Origin of the sequence: Pseudomonas knackmussii B13 (assembly GCF_000689415.1) — a bacterium.
GTDB lineage: Bacteria > Pseudomonadota > Gammaproteobacteria > Pseudomonadales > Pseudomonadaceae > Pseudomonas > Pseudomonas knackmussii.
In genome coordinates this window covers 1028398-1044190 of record NZ_HG322950.1, presented here as the reverse complement: position 1 = coordinate 1044190, position 15793 = coordinate 1028398, and the positions used below count along the sequence as shown (strand labels likewise).

Below are 15793 nucleotides of genomic sequence, written 5' to 3'. Positions count from 1 at the left end.
AGTACGGATGCCAGGGAAGCGCGCCAGCGGCGCGAACGCTCAGGATACGCCCAGGGAAGGTACAAGCGCCAAGCGACACTGACGAGCGAGCGCGAGGAAATTTCGCCCACGGGCGAAGCCGGCGGCTCCGCCCGTGCGCGAGGCTCAGTGGAGGATCTGGCTGAGGAACAGCTTGGTGCGGTCGGACTGCGGGTTGTCGAAGAACTGGTCGGGAGCGGCCTGTTCGACGATCTCGCCCTTGTCCATGAAGATCACGCGGTTCGCCACGGTGCGGGCAAAGCCCATCTCGTGGGTCACGCAGAGCATGGTCATGCCGCTCTCGGCCAAGCCGATCATGGTGTCGAGCACTTCCTTCACCATTTCCGGGTCGAGCGCCGAGGTCGGTTCATCGAACAGCATGATCTTCGGCTTCATGCACAGCGCGCGGGCGATGGCCACGCGCTGCTGCTGGCCGCCGGAGAGCTGGCCCGGGTACTTGTGCGCCTGGTCGGGGATGCGCACGCGCTGCAGGTAGTGCATGGCCACTTCCTCGGCCTCGCGCTTGGGCATCTTGCGCACCCACATGGGCGCGAGGATGCAGTTCTGCAGCACGGTCAGGTGCGGGAACAGGTTGAAGTGCTGGAAGACCATGCCGACCTCGCTGCGGATCGACTCGATCTGCTTGAGGTCGTTGGTCATCTCGATGCCGTCGACGACGATGCTGCCAGCCTGGTGTTCCTCCAGGCGGTTGATGCAGCGGATGGTGGTGGACTTGCCCGAACCGGACGGCCCGCAGAGCACGATGCGCTCGCCCTGCTTGACGGTCAGGTTGATGTCCTTGAGCACGTGGAACTGGCCGTACCACTTGTTCACGCCCTTCATCTCGATCATCACGTGATCGCCGACGGCGGGTGCGCTCTTCTTGCTGGCTTCAGACATGATGACGAACTCCTAACGACGCTTGTGGCCAGTGTCCAGCCTGCGCTCCAGGTGCAGCGAGTAGCGGGACATGCTGAAACAGAAAACCCAGTAGACCAGGGCGGCGAACACGTAGCCCTCGGTGGACATCCCCAGCCAGGCCGGGTCGGCGGTGGCGCGCTTGATGCTGTTGAGGAAGTCGAACAGGCCGATGATGATCACCAGGCTGGTGTCCTTGAACAGCGCGATGAAGGTGTTGACGATCCCTGGGATCACCAGCTTCAGCGCCTGCGGCAGGATCACCAGGCCCATCATCCGCCAGTAGCCCAGGCCCATGGCCGCGGCCGCCTCGTACTGGCCCTTGGGGATGGCCTGCATGCCGCCGCGCACGACCTCGGCGATGTAGGCGGCCTCGAACAGCACCACCATCACCATGGCCCGCAGCAGCTTGTCGAGGTTCATGCCTTCGGGAAGGAACAGCGGCAGCATCACCGACGACATGAACAGCACGGTGATCAGCGGCACGCCGCGCCAGAACTCGATGGTGGTGACGCACAGGACCTTGATCGCCGGCAGCTTGGAGCGCCGCCCGAGGGCCAGCAGGATGCCCAGCGGCAAGGCGCCGGCGATGCCCACCGCGGCGATCACCACGGTCAGCATCAGCCCGCCCCACTGGTTGGTCGCCACGGTCTCCAGGCCGAGGAAGCCGCCGTGCAGCAACCAGAAGGACACCAGCGGCAGCGCCAGCAGGTAGGCCAGGCCGTACTTCAACTTGTAGTGGAAGCCGCGCAGGAACAGCGGTGCGGCGCCGGCGATCACCAGCAGCACGTTGAGGTCGACCCGCCAGCGCAGCGCCTCGGGGTAGAAGCCGTACATGTACTGGCCGAAACGCGTGCTGATGAATACCCAGCAGGCGCCCTCGCGGGAGCAGTCGGCGCGCGAGGTGCCTACCCAGTCGGCCTTGAACAGCGCCCATTGCAGCAGCGGTGGGATTACCAGCCAGATCACGTAGATGCCGACCAGCGTCAGCACCGTGTTGAACCAGTTGGAGAACAGGTTGGCGCGCAGCCAGCCGATCACCCCGACGCTCATCGCCGGCGGCGGCAGATCGGGCTTGAAGGTATGAGTAGCCACGATGTCCTCCTATCGCTCGATCAGCGCGATGCGTTTGTTGTACCAGTTCATCAGCAGCGAAATGCTCAGGCTGATGGCGAGGTACACGCTCATGGTGATGGCCATGGTCTCGATGGCCTGGCCGGTCTGGTTGAGCACCGTGCCGGCGAACAGCGAGACCATGTCCGGGTAGCCGATGCCGGCGGCCAGCGAGGAGTTCTTCGCCAGGTTCAGGTACTGGCTGGTCAGCGGCGGCACTATCACCCGCAGCGCCTGCGGGATGATCACCAGGCGCAGGGTCTGGCCCGGGCGCAGGCCGAGGGAGCCGGCGGCTTCGGTCTGGCCGTGGCTGACCGCCTGGATGCCGGCGCGCACCGTCTCGCCGATGAAGGCCGCGGTGTAGATCGACAGCGCCAGGACGATGGACACCAGTTCCGGGATCACCACCCAGCCGCCTCGGAAGTTGAAGCCCTGCAGCACGGGTACGTCCCAGTGCACCGGTACGCCGACCACCAGGGTGGTCAGCAGCGGCAGCAGGATCAGCGTGGCGAGGCCGGTGAGGAACACCGGGAAGGTCTTGCCGGTGGCGTGCCGGCGCACCTTGGCCCAACGCCAGAGCACGGCCCAGGCGACCAGGGCAAGGAGGATCGCGATGAAGAACGCCGGGGCCGACTCGGTCGGCAGCGGCGCCGGCATCTGCATGCCCCGGTTGTTGAAGAACAGCAGGTCGCCGAAGCTGATGCTCTGCCGCGGCCCGGGCAATTGCGCGAGCACGGCGAAGTACCAGAAGAAGATCTGCAGCAGCGGCGGGATGTTGCGGAAGGTCTCGATGTACACCGTGGCGATCTTGCGGATCAGCCAGTTCGGCGACAGCCTGGCGACGCCGAGGACAAAGCCGATCAGGGTGGCGAAGACGATGCCGATCACGGTCACCAGCAGGGTGTTGAGCAGACCGACGAAGAACACCCGCCCGTAGGTATCGGACTCGTTGTAGTCGATCAGGTGCTGCGAGATGCCGAAGCCGGCGCTGTTGTTCAGAAACCCGAAACCGGACTGGATGCCACGGTGGGCCAGGTTGGTCTGGGTGTTGTCGAAGAGGAACCAGCCGAACGCCACGACGGCGACGACGGCGACGATCTGGAAGGCCCAGGCGCGAAAGGCGGGATCGCTGAGCGAAAAGCCCCGTGGGCGCCGGGCTTTGGCGGAATTATCCATGAATGCCCTCTCGGAAGACGCCCACGCGGAAACGGGGCTACGCCCGTACCCGCGCGGGGGACTTCACGTCGTTCGAAACAGGGCCGGCGCCCAGACTCCGGGCGCCGGCTTGGGGGGATCAACGCACCGGCGGTGCGTACTGCAGACCACCCTTGTTCCACAGGGCGTTGAGGCCGCGCTTGATCTTAAGATCGCTGCCCTGGCCAACGTTGCGTTCGAAGATCTCGCCGTAGTTGCCGACCTGCTTGACGACTTGCACCGCCCAGTCCTTCGGCAGCTTCAGGTCCTTGCCGTAGTCCCCTTCGGCGCCCAGCAGGCGATTGACGTCGGGGTTCTTCGAGGTCTTGGCCATGTCCTCGACGTTCTTCGAGTCGATGCCCATTTCCTCGGCGTTGAGCATGGCGAACAGCGTCCAGCGAACGATGTCGAACCACTCCTCGTCACCCTGGCGCACGGCCGGGCCGAGGGGCTCCTTGGAGATCACTTCCGGCAGCACGACATAGTCATCCGGCTTGGCCAGCTTGATGCGTTGTGCGTAGAGCTGGGACTGGTCGGAAGTCAGCACGTCGCAACGACCGGACTCCAGCGACTTGGCGCTCTCGTCGGAGGTGTCGTAGGTGATCGGGGTGTACTTGAGGTTGTTCGAGCGGAAGTAGTCGGACAGGTTCAGCTCGGTGGTGGTGCCGGCCTGGATGCACACGGTGGCGCCGTCGAGCTGCTTGGCGCTGCTCACGCCGAGCTTCTTGTTCACCAGGAAGCCCTGGCCGTCGTAGTAGGTCACGCCAGTGAAGTCGAGGCCCATGGCGCTGTCGCGCGAGCTGGTCCAGGTGGTGTTACGGGACAGCACGTCGATCTCGCCGGATTGCAGGGCGGTGAAGCGCTCCTTGGCGGTCAGCGGGGAGAACTTGACCTTGCTGGCATCACCGAACACCGCCGCGGCGACACCACGGCAGACGTCGACGTCGATGCCCAGGTACTGGCCCTTGGCGTCGGCGTAGGAGAAGCCCGGCAGGCCGTCGCTGATACCGCACTGCACGTAGCCTTTCTTCTTCACCGCGTCCAGGGTAGCCCCGGCCTGGGCGAAGCTGCTGATACCCAGCACGCTCAGGGCGGTCAGTACCGCCAGAGTGGATTTCACCATCTTCATCGATCACCTCCAGTTGCTTTTATTCGTGTTGGAGTCCCGGCCCACCCGCCCTTGTGAGGCGGCTGCAGGATCATTCCGAATCCTGCGTACGAAGTGGAAACCTCAGGTCAGTCTAGCCGGCTCTGCGGATACGTCCCGCAAGCACCGCTCGGACTGCCGTCGTCCGCGGATGACGCGGAACGGACACGTTCGGGGGCCGCCCTTGCGACAGCGGCCTGTTCAATGGGCCGTCGTGCCGCGCCGACGACACTGGCTTCCGGATGGGGGTCGGATACAGTGTTACGCCGGCGCGGCACGGCCAGGCCTGGTGCCTGGCATAGCAAGGCCCATACCAGAACGGGTCGCCGCGGCCGAATTGCGAAAGGTCAAGCCGCAAAGTTATGGCAATGCGACATCCTTTTCGCAGATTCAACTTTCGTTTTTCTCGGCGGACGCTCCCCATTGGAGCAGTCGCCCTATCCTGGAGCCCCCATGAGCCAACCCTTGCTACTGGAACCCACCCAAGCGGCCGATGCGTGCGTCATTTGGTTGCACGGCCTGGGCGCCGACCGTTACGACTTCGAACCGGTCGCGCGCATGCTGCAGCGGATCCTGCCGAGCACCCGTTTCATCCTGCCGCAGGCGCCGACCCGCCCGGTGACGGTGTTCAACGGCATGCCGGTGCCGAGCTGGTACGACATCAAGGCCATGGCGCCGGCCCGCGCCATCGACGAAGCACAGCTGGAAGCCTCGGCCGACAGCGTCATCGCCCTCGTCGAAGAGCAGATCGCGCAAGGCATCGCGGCGCAGCGGATCATTCTCGCCGGCTTCTCCCAGGGCGGCGCAGTGGTGCTGCACACCGGCTACCTGCGCTGGCAGGGCGAGCTGGGCGGCGTCATGGCGCTGTCCACCTATGGCCCGACATTCAGCAGCGAGATACAGCTGCCGGAAGCGAAAAAACACCTGCCGGCGCTGTGCTTGCATGGTACCTACGACGACGTTGTGGCGCCCGACATGGGCCGCGCCGCGCACGATTTCCTCCACGCCCGGGGCGTCGCCGTGCAATGGCACGACTACCCGATGGCCCACGAAGTCAGCAACGAGGAGATCGGCGACATCGGCGCCTGGCTGCGCGAGCGCCTGTGACCCTCCCATTCGATAAGAAGGAAAGCCATGAGCGTTGCCAACCTGCGTGACATCGAAGCCCTGGAAAGCATTCCCCTGGAAGACCGCGGCCTGCCCGCCAGCACCTACGAGCTGCTGCTGCGTTCCGCGCAACGCCATGGCGAGCGCACCGCCCTGCACTTCCTGCTGCAGGGCAGCGCCGCCGAGGAGCCGCAGCGGGTCAGCTACGCCGAGCTGTTCGCCCGCGTCACCCAGGCTGCCAACGCCTTCCACCGCCTGGGCGTGCGCCCGGGGACGGCGGTGTCCTTCCTGCTGCCCAACCTGCCGCAGACCCACTACGTTATCTGGGGCGGCGAGGCAGCCGGCATCGTCAACGCGATCAACCCGTTGCTCGATCCGGAACACATCGCCGAACTGGTGCGTGCGTCCGACTCGCGGGTGCTGGTGACCCTGGCGCCCTTCCCCGGCACCGATCTCTGGGACAAGGTCGCCGCCCTGCGCCACGAGCTGCCCGAACTCAGCGCCATCGTCACCGTGGACCTGGCCAACTTCCTGCCCGAGCCGCAGCGCGCGGCGCTCAAGGCGCAGCGTGGGCCGCTGCCCGAAGGCGTACTCGACTTCGACGAACTGCTCGCCGCCTGCCCGGACGACCGCCTGGAAAGCGGCCGGGTCATCCACGGCGAGGATGTCGCGTCCTATTTCCACACTGGCGGCACCACCGGCACACCCAAGCTGGCGCCGCACAGTCACGCCAACGAAGTGGCCATGGCCGAGATCATGGGCCTGAACGCCGACTACACCCCGGACGACGTGCTGCTCTGCGGGCTGCCGCTGTTCCACGTCAACGGCGTGATGGTCACCGGCCTCGCGCCCTTCCACCGCGGCGCGCAGGTGCTGCTCGCCGGCCCCCAGGGCTATCGCAACCCGACGCTGATCCAGGACTTCTGGAAACTGGTGGAGCGCTACAAGGTCAGCAGCTTCAGCGGCGTGCCGACCATCTATGCCGCCCTGCTGCAGGTGCCCAGCGACGCGCACGACCTCTCCAGCCTGCGCTTCGCCCTGTGCGGCGCGGCACCCATGCCGGTCGAGCTGATCCGCCAGTTCGAAACCAAGACGGGGCTGAAGGTCATCGAAGGCTACGGCATGACCGAAGGCACCTGCGGCACCAGCTGCAATCCGCGTGGCGGCGAACGCCGGCCAGGCTCCATCGGCCTGCGCCTGCCCTACTGCCAGGTGAAGTCCGTGGTGCTCGACAGCGACGGCCGCTACCTGCGCGACGCCGCCGCGGACGAGATCGGCACCATCTGCCTGCGCGGCCCAACCGTGTTCAAGGGCTACCTGCAGGCCAGCAAGAACAAGGACATCTGGGTCGACGGCGACTGGTTCAACACCGGCGACCTCGGGCGCATCGACGCCGACGGCTACATCTGGCTCACCGGGCGCAGCAAGGACCTGATCATCCGCGGCGGCCACAACATCGACCCGCAGATGATCGAAGAGGCCCTGCATCGCCACCCGGCGGTGGCCATGGCCGCTGCCGTGGGCAAGCCAGACGCCAAGGCCGGCGAGCTGCCGGTCGCGTATATCCAGCTCAAGCCGGGCATGCAGGCGAGCATCGAGGAACTGCTGGAGCACGCCGCCCAGCATGTGCCCGAGCGCGCTGCGGTGCCCAAGGACATCTGGCTGCTGGACGCCCTGCCGGTGACGGCGGTGGGCAAGACCTTCAAGCCGGCGCTGCGCTTCGACGCGATTCGCCGCGTGTTCGAGGACGAAACCCGCGACCTCTCGCCCGCACCACGCATCGAGGTGGTCGCCGACGAACGTCACGGACAGAAGGCGCGGCTGTTCGTCGCCGGGCTGGACGCCGCGTCACGCCTGCTTATCAGCCAACGCCTGAGCGCCTATGCAATTCACCTGGAACTGCTCGACGCCTAGTCATCCGGGGAGCCTGACCGCTGGTCGGGCTTCCCGGCCAGTGAATTGCCAGTACGCAAAACTCATTAATACTGAAGTTCCCGATATGCCCACGGACTACGGAGAGTCGTCGTCGTGCATTGTCCCGGAACGCTCATCTTCCCGCGCCAGCCATGAAAGCGGTGGCCTGGCAGCAAGACATCCAGCAGCTGCGTCAGCTTCGTCTGTTCCAGAACGTCGCCGGCGCCAGCCTGCAGTGCCTGCTGAAGGACTTTCGCGCCTGCGAACTCGAGCAGGGCGAAGTGCTGCTGTCGCCCTTCAACCGCAACAACTACCTCTATATGGTCATGAGCGGGCAGCTGAAGGTGTACCTCGGCTCCCTCGACAATTCCCCGGTATCGACCCTCGAGGTCGGCGAGTGCGCCGGCGAGATCAGTTTCATCGACCACGATCATCCTTCGGCCTATGTGGTGGCGACCGAGCCGACCACCGTCCTGCGCCTGCACCGCGAAGCCCTGCTGAGCCTGTTCCAGCGATCCCCGGAGCTCATGCAGAACCTGCTGGCGATGCTTTGCGAGCGGGTTCGCGAAGGCAACCGGATCATCCTCAACACCGAGCAGAACGCCAACATCGACACCCTCACCGGGCTGTTCAACCGACGCTGGCTGGAGCACGTCTTCGACCGCGAGAGCACCCGCTGCGCGTTCAACGAGCAACCGCTGTCGCTGCTGATGCTCGATGTCGACCACTTCAAGGACTACAACGACCGCCACGGCCACCTGGCCGGCGACTATGCGCTGTGCCTGGTCGCGCACACCCTGCGTGGCCAGTTGCGGCCCAAGGACAGCATGGCGCGCTTCGGCGGCGAGGAATTCGTCATCCTCCTCCCGGAAGTCGCCAGCGACGAAGCGCGGCGTATCGGCGAGCGCCTGCGGCTGAGCCTGGAACAGATCGGCTCCTTCTATTCCCCGCTCGGCGTGCAGCCTGGCGTCACTGTCTCCCTGGGCCTTGCGCAGATGCGCAACCAGGAAAGCCTGCCGAACCTCCTGCTGCGCGCCGATGGCGCCCTCTACCAGGCCAAACAGCGCGGCCGCAACCGCCTCTGCGGCTGATCCCGGCACGCGCCGGGCCTACGCAGATTTCGTCCGGCTGGCAACTTGCTTTACACTGGCGGCCGTTCATTCCTTAACCACCACGAGATCACCGTGCTCAAAGCACTCAAGAAAATCTTCGGCAAGGGCGAGGGCGAGCAGCCCGCCGCCACGCCAACCCCCGCCGCAGCCCCCGCCGCTGCCAGTCAGGACGCCGAACAGCGTCCGCGCAAACCCCGCGCTCCCCGCCCCGAAGGCGAACGTACCGAGAAGGCGCCGCGAGCCCCGAAATCCGACAAGCCGCGTGGCGAACGCCAGAACAAGGCCGAGCAAGCCGACAAGCCGCGCGAAAAGACCGAAAAGGTCGAGAAAACCGAAAAGCCGCGCCGCGAGCGCAAGCCCAAGGCCCCGGTGGTGGATAACTGGAAGCTGGAAGATTTCGTAGTCGAGCCGGCCGAAGGCAAGACCCGCTTCCACGACTTCAACCTCGACCCGCGTCTGATGCACGCCATCCACGACCTGGGCTTCCCCTACTGCACGCCGATCCAGGCGCAGGTGCTGGGCTTCACCCTCAAGGGCCAGGACGCCATCGGCCGCGCCCAGACCGGCACCGGCAAGACCGCCGCGTTCCTCATCTCGATCATCACCCAGCTGCTGCAGACCCCGCCGCCGAAAGAGCGCTACATGGGCGAGCCGCGCGCGCTGATCATCGCGCCGACCCGCGAGCTGGTGGTGCAGATCGCCAAGGACGCGGTAGGCCTGGCCAAGTACACCGGCCTGAACGTCATGAGCTTCGTCGGTGGCATGGACTTCGACAAACAGCTCAAGACCCTCGAATCGCGCTTCTGCGACATCCTCGTGGCCACCCCCGGCCGCCTGCTGGACTTCAACCAGCGCGGCGAGGTGCACCTGGACATGGTCGAGGTGATGGTGCTGGACGAAGCCGACCGCATGCTCGACATGGGCTTCATCCCGCAGGTCCGCCAGATCATCCGCCAGACCCCGTTCAAGGGCGAGCGCCAGACCCTGCTGTTCTCGGCCACCTTCACCGATGACGTGATGAATCTGGCCAAGCAGTGGACCGTCGACCCGGCGATCGTCGAGATCGAACCGGAGAACGTCGCCAGCGACACCGTCGAGCAGCACGTCTACGCCGTCGCCGGCAGCGACAAGTACAAGCTGCTGTACAACCTGATCGCGCAGAACGACTGGACCCGCGTGATGGTCTTCGCCAACCGCAAGGACGAAGTCCGTCGCATCGAGGAACGGCTGACCAAGGACGGCATCAGCGCCGCCCAGATGTCCGGCGACGTGCCGCAGCACAAGCGCATCAAGGTCCTGGAAGGCTTCCGCGAGGGCAAGATCCGCGTCCTGGTCGCCACCGACGTCGCCGGCCGCGGCATCCACGTCGACGGCATCAGCCACGTGATCAACTTCACCCTGCCGGAAGATCCGGACGACTACGTGCACCGCATCGGCCGTACCGGCCGCGCCGGCAGCACCGGCACCTCGATCAGCTTCGCCGGCGAGGACGACGCCTTCGCCCTGCCGCCGATCGAAGAGCTGCTCGGCCGCAAGATCAATTGCGAGATGCCGCCCACCGAGCTGCTCAAGCCGGTACCGCGCAAGCACCACTGAAACCATCGGTGATGAAGAAAGGCGAAGCCCCGAGGCTTCGCCTTTTTTGTTTGCGGGCCCGCAAGCGTTACGCCCAGTGACGCCCCTCTGCACACTCGATGCTCGGTGACGCTCCGCGGCGCACTTCCATGGTGCAAACGCCAATCCACCGGCGACCCTTCCTGCTGCCCCCGGCCGCCCGCCATGCTCATGGCGCTTTCCCGTGCAGCCCAGCGAATTCGCGACTTCGCCAGGGAAAGTGAACAGATAAGCGAACGGTTTGCTCATTTTTATTGACGCACGTAAAGGAATTCGCACGCTTCTTGCAGAATATTTGACGAATTACCCAACAAGAATCGACCTACAGGGATCCCAGACATGTCGTTGCGCGCCAAGCTTGCCTTGAGTTTTCTGCTGATCGGCCTGATCCCGGTCCTGGTCATGGCCGTCGTGGTCTACCGCCAAGCCAGCCAGGCGCTCGAGGAACAGAGCCTGAACGCCCTGGAAGCCGTCGCCAGCATCAAACAGCGGCAACTGATGGACAGCTGGCAGTCCCGCCACAACCAGCTCGCCAGCCTGGCCAGCAACCTCAGCTCCAACTACGCCGGGCTGGACAACGAGGCCCTGGTCACCTCGGCCAACTACGACAAGCCGATCTTCGAGAACTTCAGCAAGACCTTCGGCTACCGCGAACTGCGCCTGGTGGCGAGCGACGGCACCGTGGTGTTCAGCCTCAACCGCGGCGCCGACTACCAGCAGAACATGAACACCCTGAACTGGCGCGACACGCCCTTCGGCCACTTCGTGCGCACCGCGCTGGACAGCAAGAAGGCGCAGATCAGCGACCTGGAGCCGGGCCTCGACGACAAGGAACCGGTGCAATGGCTGGCCGCGCCGGTGATGAGCAACGACAAGCTGCAGCTGCTGCTGGTCCTGGAACTGCCGCTGAGCGAGCTCAACCGCGTCATGCAGAGCCGCCAGGGCCTGGGCGAAGCCGGCGAGACCTACCTGGTGGGCACCGACGGCGGCCTGCGCTCGGACTCGGTCCGCTTCACCGACCACCACGTGCCCCGCACCGGCGAAAAGCCCCTGGCACTGCCGGGGCACGCCGCCGAGCGCGCCCTGGGCGGCGAGCAGGGCCGCGCGACCGAAGCCGGCCTGAGCGGCCAGACCGCGCTCAAGGCCTTCGTCCCGCTGAACCTCGACGGCCTGCGCTGGGCGATGGTGGCGGAGATGGACCAGGACCAAGCCTTCGCCCCGGTGCGCAAGCTGATGTGGCAGATGCTCCTGCTCGGCCTGCTGACCCTGGCCGGCGTCGCCGTCGGCACCTGGCTGGTCAGCCGCAGCGTGATGCGCCCGCTCGGTGGCGAACCGAAGAGCATGGCCGCCCTCGCCCAGCGCCTGGCCAGCGGCGAACTCAGCCTGCCCAGCGACGGCGACGGCAACAGCGGCCTGATGCAGGCCCTGCACGAAATGGCCGGCGCCTGGCGCCAGGTGATCGAGCGCCTGCGCCAGGCCAGCCAGGCGGTAGGCGACGCCAGTGGCGACATCCTCAATGCCGCCGGGCAGACCAGCAGCCACCTCGACCAGCAGCAGGAAGCCCTGGAGATGGTCGTCAGCGCTGTCGACCAGATGGCCGCCACCGTCCAGGAGATCGCCTCCAGCGCCAGCCAGAGCGCCGACGGCAGCGCCGCCGCGCGCACCGCGTTCGGCACCATGCAGGACACCCTGCAACGCATGATCGGTCGCCAGGACCAGCTGCTCGCCAGCCTGCGCCGCGCGGACCAGGTGGTGCACGCCCTGGCCGGCGACAGCCAGCAGATCAACTCGGTGCTGGAGGTGATCCGCGCCATCGCCGAACAGACCAACCTGCTCGCCCTCAACGCCGCCATCGAGGCCGCACGCGCCGGCGAACAAGGTCGCGGTTTCGCGGTGGTCGCCGACGAGGTGCGCAGCCTGGCCATGCGCACCCGCAGCGCGACCGACGAGATCGTCGCCATCGTCGGCACCCTCGGCGAGTCGTCCGACGAGGCACAGAGCAGCATGCAGGGCGCCAGCGACCAAGCTCGCACGCTGGAGCACGACACCCAGGCGGTGCTCGAATCCCTCGGCGCCCTCGACCAGTCGCTGCAAGGCGTGCACGCCATGGCCTTCCAGATCGCCGCGGCGGCCGAACAGCAGGCCAGCACCACCCAGGAGGTCAACCAGCACATGCACCGCCTGAGCGACATGACCGCGGAAAACCGCAAGACCGCCGCGCACACCCGCGATTGCGGCGAGCACCTGCGCCGCGTGGCCGGCAGCCAGGAAGCGTTGGTGGCGCAGTTCAAGCTCTAGGGTCGTTCTTCGTAGGAGCGAGCTTGCTCGCGAACAAAGCCCGCAGCGGACTCGTTCGCGAGCAAGAACTAGGCGTCCCCCTCGCTCCTACATAAAAGCCGTCTGACCAACCGCGCTTGCCGATAGATACAACAGAGTCCAGAATGGACAAATTAATCCATTCCGGAGCCCTGCCATGTCCGCCACCTCGCCCCGAATCCTCAACCAGGCCGACGCCGAGCGCCTGCTCGCCCGCGTCGATGTGCGCCAGGCCATGCGCGACATGTTCCGCGAGCTGGCCGCCGGCCAGGCGGTTCAGCCGCCCCAGCAACTGGTGGAATTCCCCGGTGGCGGCGGCGACTTCATCAATTACCTGGGCGTACTCGCCAGCCAGGGCGTGTACGGCGTAAAGACTTCGCCGTACATCGTTCGCCAGCCGAAATCGCTGGTCACCGCCTGGAGCCTGCTGATGTCCATGCAGACCGGCCAGCCGCTGCTGCTGTGCGACGCAGGTAGCCTGACCACTGCGCGCACCGCCGCCACCACCGCCGTGGCCGTCGAGGCCCTGGCCAAGAGCGATGCCTCGCGCCTGGCGATCATCGGCAGCGGCCCGGTTGCGCAAGCACACCTGCGCTACGTCGCCGACCTGCGTGACTGGCAGTCCATCCGCGTGCATTCGCCGCAGCTGGACGCCGACAAGCTGGCCGCCTTCCGCGCCATCGACACCCGGGCCGAATCCGCCGCCAGCGTCGCCGAAGCGGTAGCCGATGCCGACGTCGTCCTGCTCTGCACCTCCTCCGGCACCCCAGTGCTCGACCCGACCAGCCTGAGCAAGCCGGCACTGATCACCTCGATCAGCACCAACGTCGCCCGCGCCCATGAAGTGCCGCCGGCGTCGCTCCCGGGCATGGACGTTTACTGCGACTACCGCGCCACCACCCCGGCCGCCGCCGGCGAGATGCGCCTGGCCAGCGAACAGCACGGCTGGGACGCCACCCGTATTCGCGGCGACCTGCCGGAACTGCTCAGCGGCGCCGCCGCGCGCCCGGACTACCAGCGCCACGCGTTCTTCCGCTCCATCGGCCTGGGCCTGGAAGACGTCGCCCTGGCCAACGCGCTCTACCATCTTTCCCAGCACGACGCCTGACCCGCACGGGAGCACGCCATGATCGAAGTCGATTACCTCATCGTCGGCGCCGGCATCGCCGGCGCATCCACCGGCTACTTCCTCGCGCCCCACGGCAAGGTTGCCGTGCTCGAACGCGAATCCCACGCCGGCTACCACTCCACCGGCCGCTCGGCGGCGCTCTACACGGTGGCCTACGGCAGGCCCCAGGTGCGCGCGCTGACCGCCGCCAGCCGGGCCTTCTTCGACAGCCCGCCCGAGGGCTTCGCCGAACACCCGATCCTCACCCCGCGCGGCGAGATGACCGTGGATTTCGAGGGCAATCCCGAGGAGCTGCAACGGCAATTCGACAGCGCCCGCGCCAGCGTGCCGGAAATGCAGATGCTCAGCGTCGACGAAGCCTGCGCGATCATCCCGGTGCTGCGTCGCGAGAAGGTCCATGGCGCGATGCTCGACCCGACCGCCGCCGACATCGATACCGACGGCCTGCTGCAAGGCTACCTGCGCGGCATCCGCCGCAGCGGCGGTAGCATCCACTTCGACAGCGAAGTGCTGGCGGTCGCCCGCATCGACGGCCAATGGGAAGTGCGCACCACACAGCAGACTTTCCGCGCGAAGGTGCTGGTGAATGCCGCCGGCGGCTGGTGCGACAAGCTCGCCGAACTCGCCGGGGTCGCGCCCCTGGGCCTGCAGCCCAAGCGCCGAGCGGCCTTCCTCTTCGCAGCTCCCGAAGGCCTGGACACCCATCGCTGGCCGATGCTGGTCAGCCTCGACGAATCCTTCTACTGCAAGCCCGACGCCGGCGCGCTGCTCGGCTCGCCGTGCAATGCCGACCCGGTGGATGCGCACGACGTGCAACCCGAAGAGCTGGACATCGCCATGGGCATCTACCAGATCGAGGAGCACACCACCCTGAGCATCCGCCGCCCGAGCCACACCTGGGCCGGCCTGCGCTCGTTCTTCGCCGATGGCGACCTGGTCTCCGGCTACGACCCGCAGACGCCCGGCTTCTACTGGGTCGCCGGCCAGGGCGGCTACGGTATCCAGACTTCGGCGGCAATGGGCGCGGCCAGCGCCGCACTGATCCGTGGCGAGGCGTTGCCCGAGCACCTGGTGCGCAACGGTCTGAGCGAGGCCATGCTGTCGCCGGCGCGCCTGCCCCGCTGAACCGTGACAGCCGGGCGGCGCATGCGGCACACTCGCCTGCGCCCGCCCGGCCCTTCGCCGCGAGAACCTCGTCCATGACCGCCGCAGACCCGCTCGACAACTACAAGGCGATCGCCGACGCCATCGCCACGCTGTTCTTCCCCCACGCCGAGGTGGTCATCCACGACCTGGGCAGCCAGCGCGTGGCCTACATCGCCAACAACCTCTCCAAGCGCGAGATCGGCGACGACTCGGCGCTGGAAGACATGCTCGAAGGCGGCGAGGAAGAGCGCAACATCGGGCCCTACGAGAAGCTCAACTGGGACGGGCAGAAGATCCGCTCGATGAGCACGGTGCTGCACGACGCCAAGGGCAAGCCCATCGCCGTGCTCTGCATCAACCTCAACATCACCCTGTTCGAGACCGCCAAGGCGGCGCTGGACCTGTTCCTCTCCTCGAGCAAGGTCATTCCGCAGCCGGACGCGCTGTTCCGCGACGACTGGCAGGAGCGCATCAACACCTTCCTGCACGGCTGGCTGCGCCAGCGCCAGCTGGCCCTGAACACCCTGACCCGCGAGCACAAGCGCGAACTGGTCCTGGCCCTGCACGCCGAGGGCGCCTTCAAGGGCAAGAGCGCTGCCAACTACGTGGCCAACGTCCTGAACATGGGCCGCGCGACCGTGTACAAGCACCTCAAGGAATTGAAGGAAGAGGCCTGACAGCAGCCCTTTGCTCGCCGCTTCTGTAGGAGCGAGCTTGCTCGCGAACCTGACCTAGCTCCGATCCTTACCCCCGTCGTCCCCGCGAACGCGGGGATCCAGAAGCTCGGTTGGCTTGGGAGTTACTGCGCCGCTTCGGCGTGTTCTGAGATTTCTTGTTTCGCCTCTCGGCGAGTCCCTTTTGTCAAACGCCACAAAAGGAACCAAAAAGTCTTGCCCCGACATACGGGTCCGGCAAGCCGGACTTCCCTCGCACATTCCCACGCACCCGGAGGCCCGGACTAGGCGTCCCCCCGCGAGCGCACATCCCTGTACTCACGACGGCTCTTGCGACATCCATGTCGCATGACCTCCTCTGCATGGGCTTAGCTCGGCCTTCTGTAAGGGG

At 66.4% G+C, this 15793-nt stretch carries 12 protein-coding genes; 8 read left to right on the top strand and 4 right to left on the bottom strand.

All coding sequences use genetic code 11. The features are described 5' to 3' along the window. Positions 1–144: 144 nt before the first annotated feature. The 4 genes from PKB_RS04950 to PKB_RS04935 form a co-directional block, all read right to left on the bottom strand. A complete protein-coding gene (locus PKB_RS04950; RefSeq protein WP_043249510.1) occupies positions 145–918 on the bottom strand; it encodes an amino acid ABC transporter ATP-binding protein in 774 nt (257 codons plus the stop codon). A 12-nt stretch (positions 919–930) separates the two neighbouring features. After that, positions 931–2031 (bottom strand): amino acid ABC transporter permease, encoded by a 1101-nt coding sequence (locus PKB_RS04945; RefSeq protein WP_043249509.1) that lies wholly within the window; start codon positions 2029–2031, stop codon positions 931–933. A 9-nt stretch (positions 2032–2040) separates the two neighbouring features. Beyond that, positions 2041–3225, bottom strand: coding sequence for an amino acid ABC transporter permease (locus tag PKB_RS04940; protein WP_043249508.1), 1185 nt, complete (start codon positions 3223–3225; stop codon positions 2041–2043). 118 nt (positions 3226–3343) lie between these two features. Then, positions 3344–4372 (bottom strand): amino acid ABC transporter substrate-binding protein, encoded by a 1029-nt coding sequence (locus PKB_RS04935; RefSeq protein ID WP_043249507.1) that lies wholly within the window; start codon positions 4370–4372, stop codon positions 3344–3346. A gap of 471 nt (positions 4373–4843) precedes the next feature. Between PKB_RS04935 and PKB_RS04930 the strand changes: the two genes are divergently transcribed. The 8 genes from PKB_RS04930 (at position 4844) to PKB_RS04895 (ending at position 15405) form a co-directional block, all read left to right on the top strand. Next, positions 4844–5497: an alpha/beta hydrolase gene (locus PKB_RS04930; RefSeq protein ID WP_043249506.1), complete on the top strand. Its 654-nt coding sequence runs from the start codon at positions 4844–4846 to the stop codon at positions 5495–5497. A 27-nt stretch (positions 5498–5524) separates the two neighbouring features. Next, positions 5525–7411 carry an acyl-CoA synthetase gene (locus tag PKB_RS04925; RefSeq protein ID WP_043249505.1) on the top strand — a complete coding sequence of 629 codons (1887 nt, stop codon included), beginning with the start codon at positions 5525–5527 and terminating at the stop codon, positions 7409–7411. A 152-nt stretch (positions 7412–7563) separates the two neighbouring features. Then, positions 7564–8502 carry a GGDEF domain-containing protein gene (locus PKB_RS04920; RefSeq protein WP_043249504.1) on the top strand — a complete coding sequence of 313 codons (939 nt, stop codon included), beginning with the start codon at positions 7564–7566 and terminating at the stop codon, positions 8500–8502. A 93-nt stretch (positions 8503–8595) separates the two neighbouring features. After that, entirely contained in the window at positions 8596–10119 is a 1524-nt protein-coding gene (gene rhlB / locus PKB_RS04915; RefSeq protein ID WP_043249503.1) for an ATP-dependent RNA helicase RhlB, read from the top strand. A 357-nt stretch (positions 10120–10476) separates the two neighbouring features. After that, positions 10477–12435, top strand: coding sequence for a methyl-accepting chemotaxis protein (locus tag PKB_RS04910; protein ID WP_043249502.1), 1959 nt, complete (start codon positions 10477–10479; stop codon positions 12433–12435). Positions 12436–12610: 175 nt separating this feature from the next. After that, positions 12611–13561, top strand: a complete 951-nt coding sequence (locus PKB_RS04905) for an ornithine cyclodeaminase family protein (protein ID WP_043249501.1) — start codon at positions 12611–12613, stop codon at positions 13559–13561. A gap of 18 nt (positions 13562–13579) precedes the next feature. Next, positions 13580–14707 (top strand): NAD(P)/FAD-dependent oxidoreductase, encoded by a 1128-nt coding sequence (locus PKB_RS04900; protein WP_043249500.1) that lies wholly within the window; start codon positions 13580–13582, stop codon positions 14705–14707. Between the two features lie 74 nt (positions 14708–14781). After that, on the top strand, positions 14782–15405 hold the full coding sequence (locus PKB_RS04895; RefSeq protein WP_043249499.1) for a helix-turn-helix transcriptional regulator: 624 nt from the start codon (positions 14782–14784) through the stop codon (positions 15403–15405). Positions 15406–15793 lie beyond the last annotated feature (388 nt).

Coding starts and splice junctions, on each gene's coding strand:
- PKB_RS04950 (WP_043249510.1), bottom strand. CDS start 918: ATGTCTGAAGCCAGCAAGAAGAGCGCACCCGCCGTCGGCGATCACGTG.
- PKB_RS04940 (WP_043249508.1), bottom strand. CDS start 3,225: ATGGATAATTCCGCCAAAGCCCGGCGCCCACGGGGCTTTTCGCTCAGC.
- PKB_RS04935 (WP_043249507.1), bottom strand. CDS start 4,372: ATGAAGATGGTGAAATCCACTCTGGCGGTACTGACCGCCCTGAGCGTG.
- PKB_RS04930 (WP_043249506.1), top strand. CDS start 4,844: ATGAGCCAACCCTTGCTACTGGAACCCACCCAAGCGGCCGATGCGTGC.
- PKB_RS04925 (WP_043249505.1), top strand. CDS start 5,525: ATGAGCGTTGCCAACCTGCGTGACATCGAAGCCCTGGAAAGCATTCCC.
- PKB_RS04920 (WP_043249504.1), top strand. CDS start 7,564: ATGAAAGCGGTGGCCTGGCAGCAAGACATCCAGCAGCTGCGTCAGCTT.
- PKB_RS04910 (WP_043249502.1), top strand. CDS start 10,477: ATGTCGTTGCGCGCCAAGCTTGCCTTGAGTTTTCTGCTGATCGGCCTG.
- PKB_RS04905 (WP_043249501.1), top strand. CDS start 12,611: ATGTCCGCCACCTCGCCCCGAATCCTCAACCAGGCCGACGCCGAGCGC.
- PKB_RS04900 (WP_043249500.1), top strand. CDS start 13,580: ATGATCGAAGTCGATTACCTCATCGTCGGCGCCGGCATCGCCGGCGCA.
- PKB_RS04895 (WP_043249499.1), top strand. CDS start 14,782: ATGACCGCCGCAGACCCGCTCGACAACTACAAGGCGATCGCCGACGCC.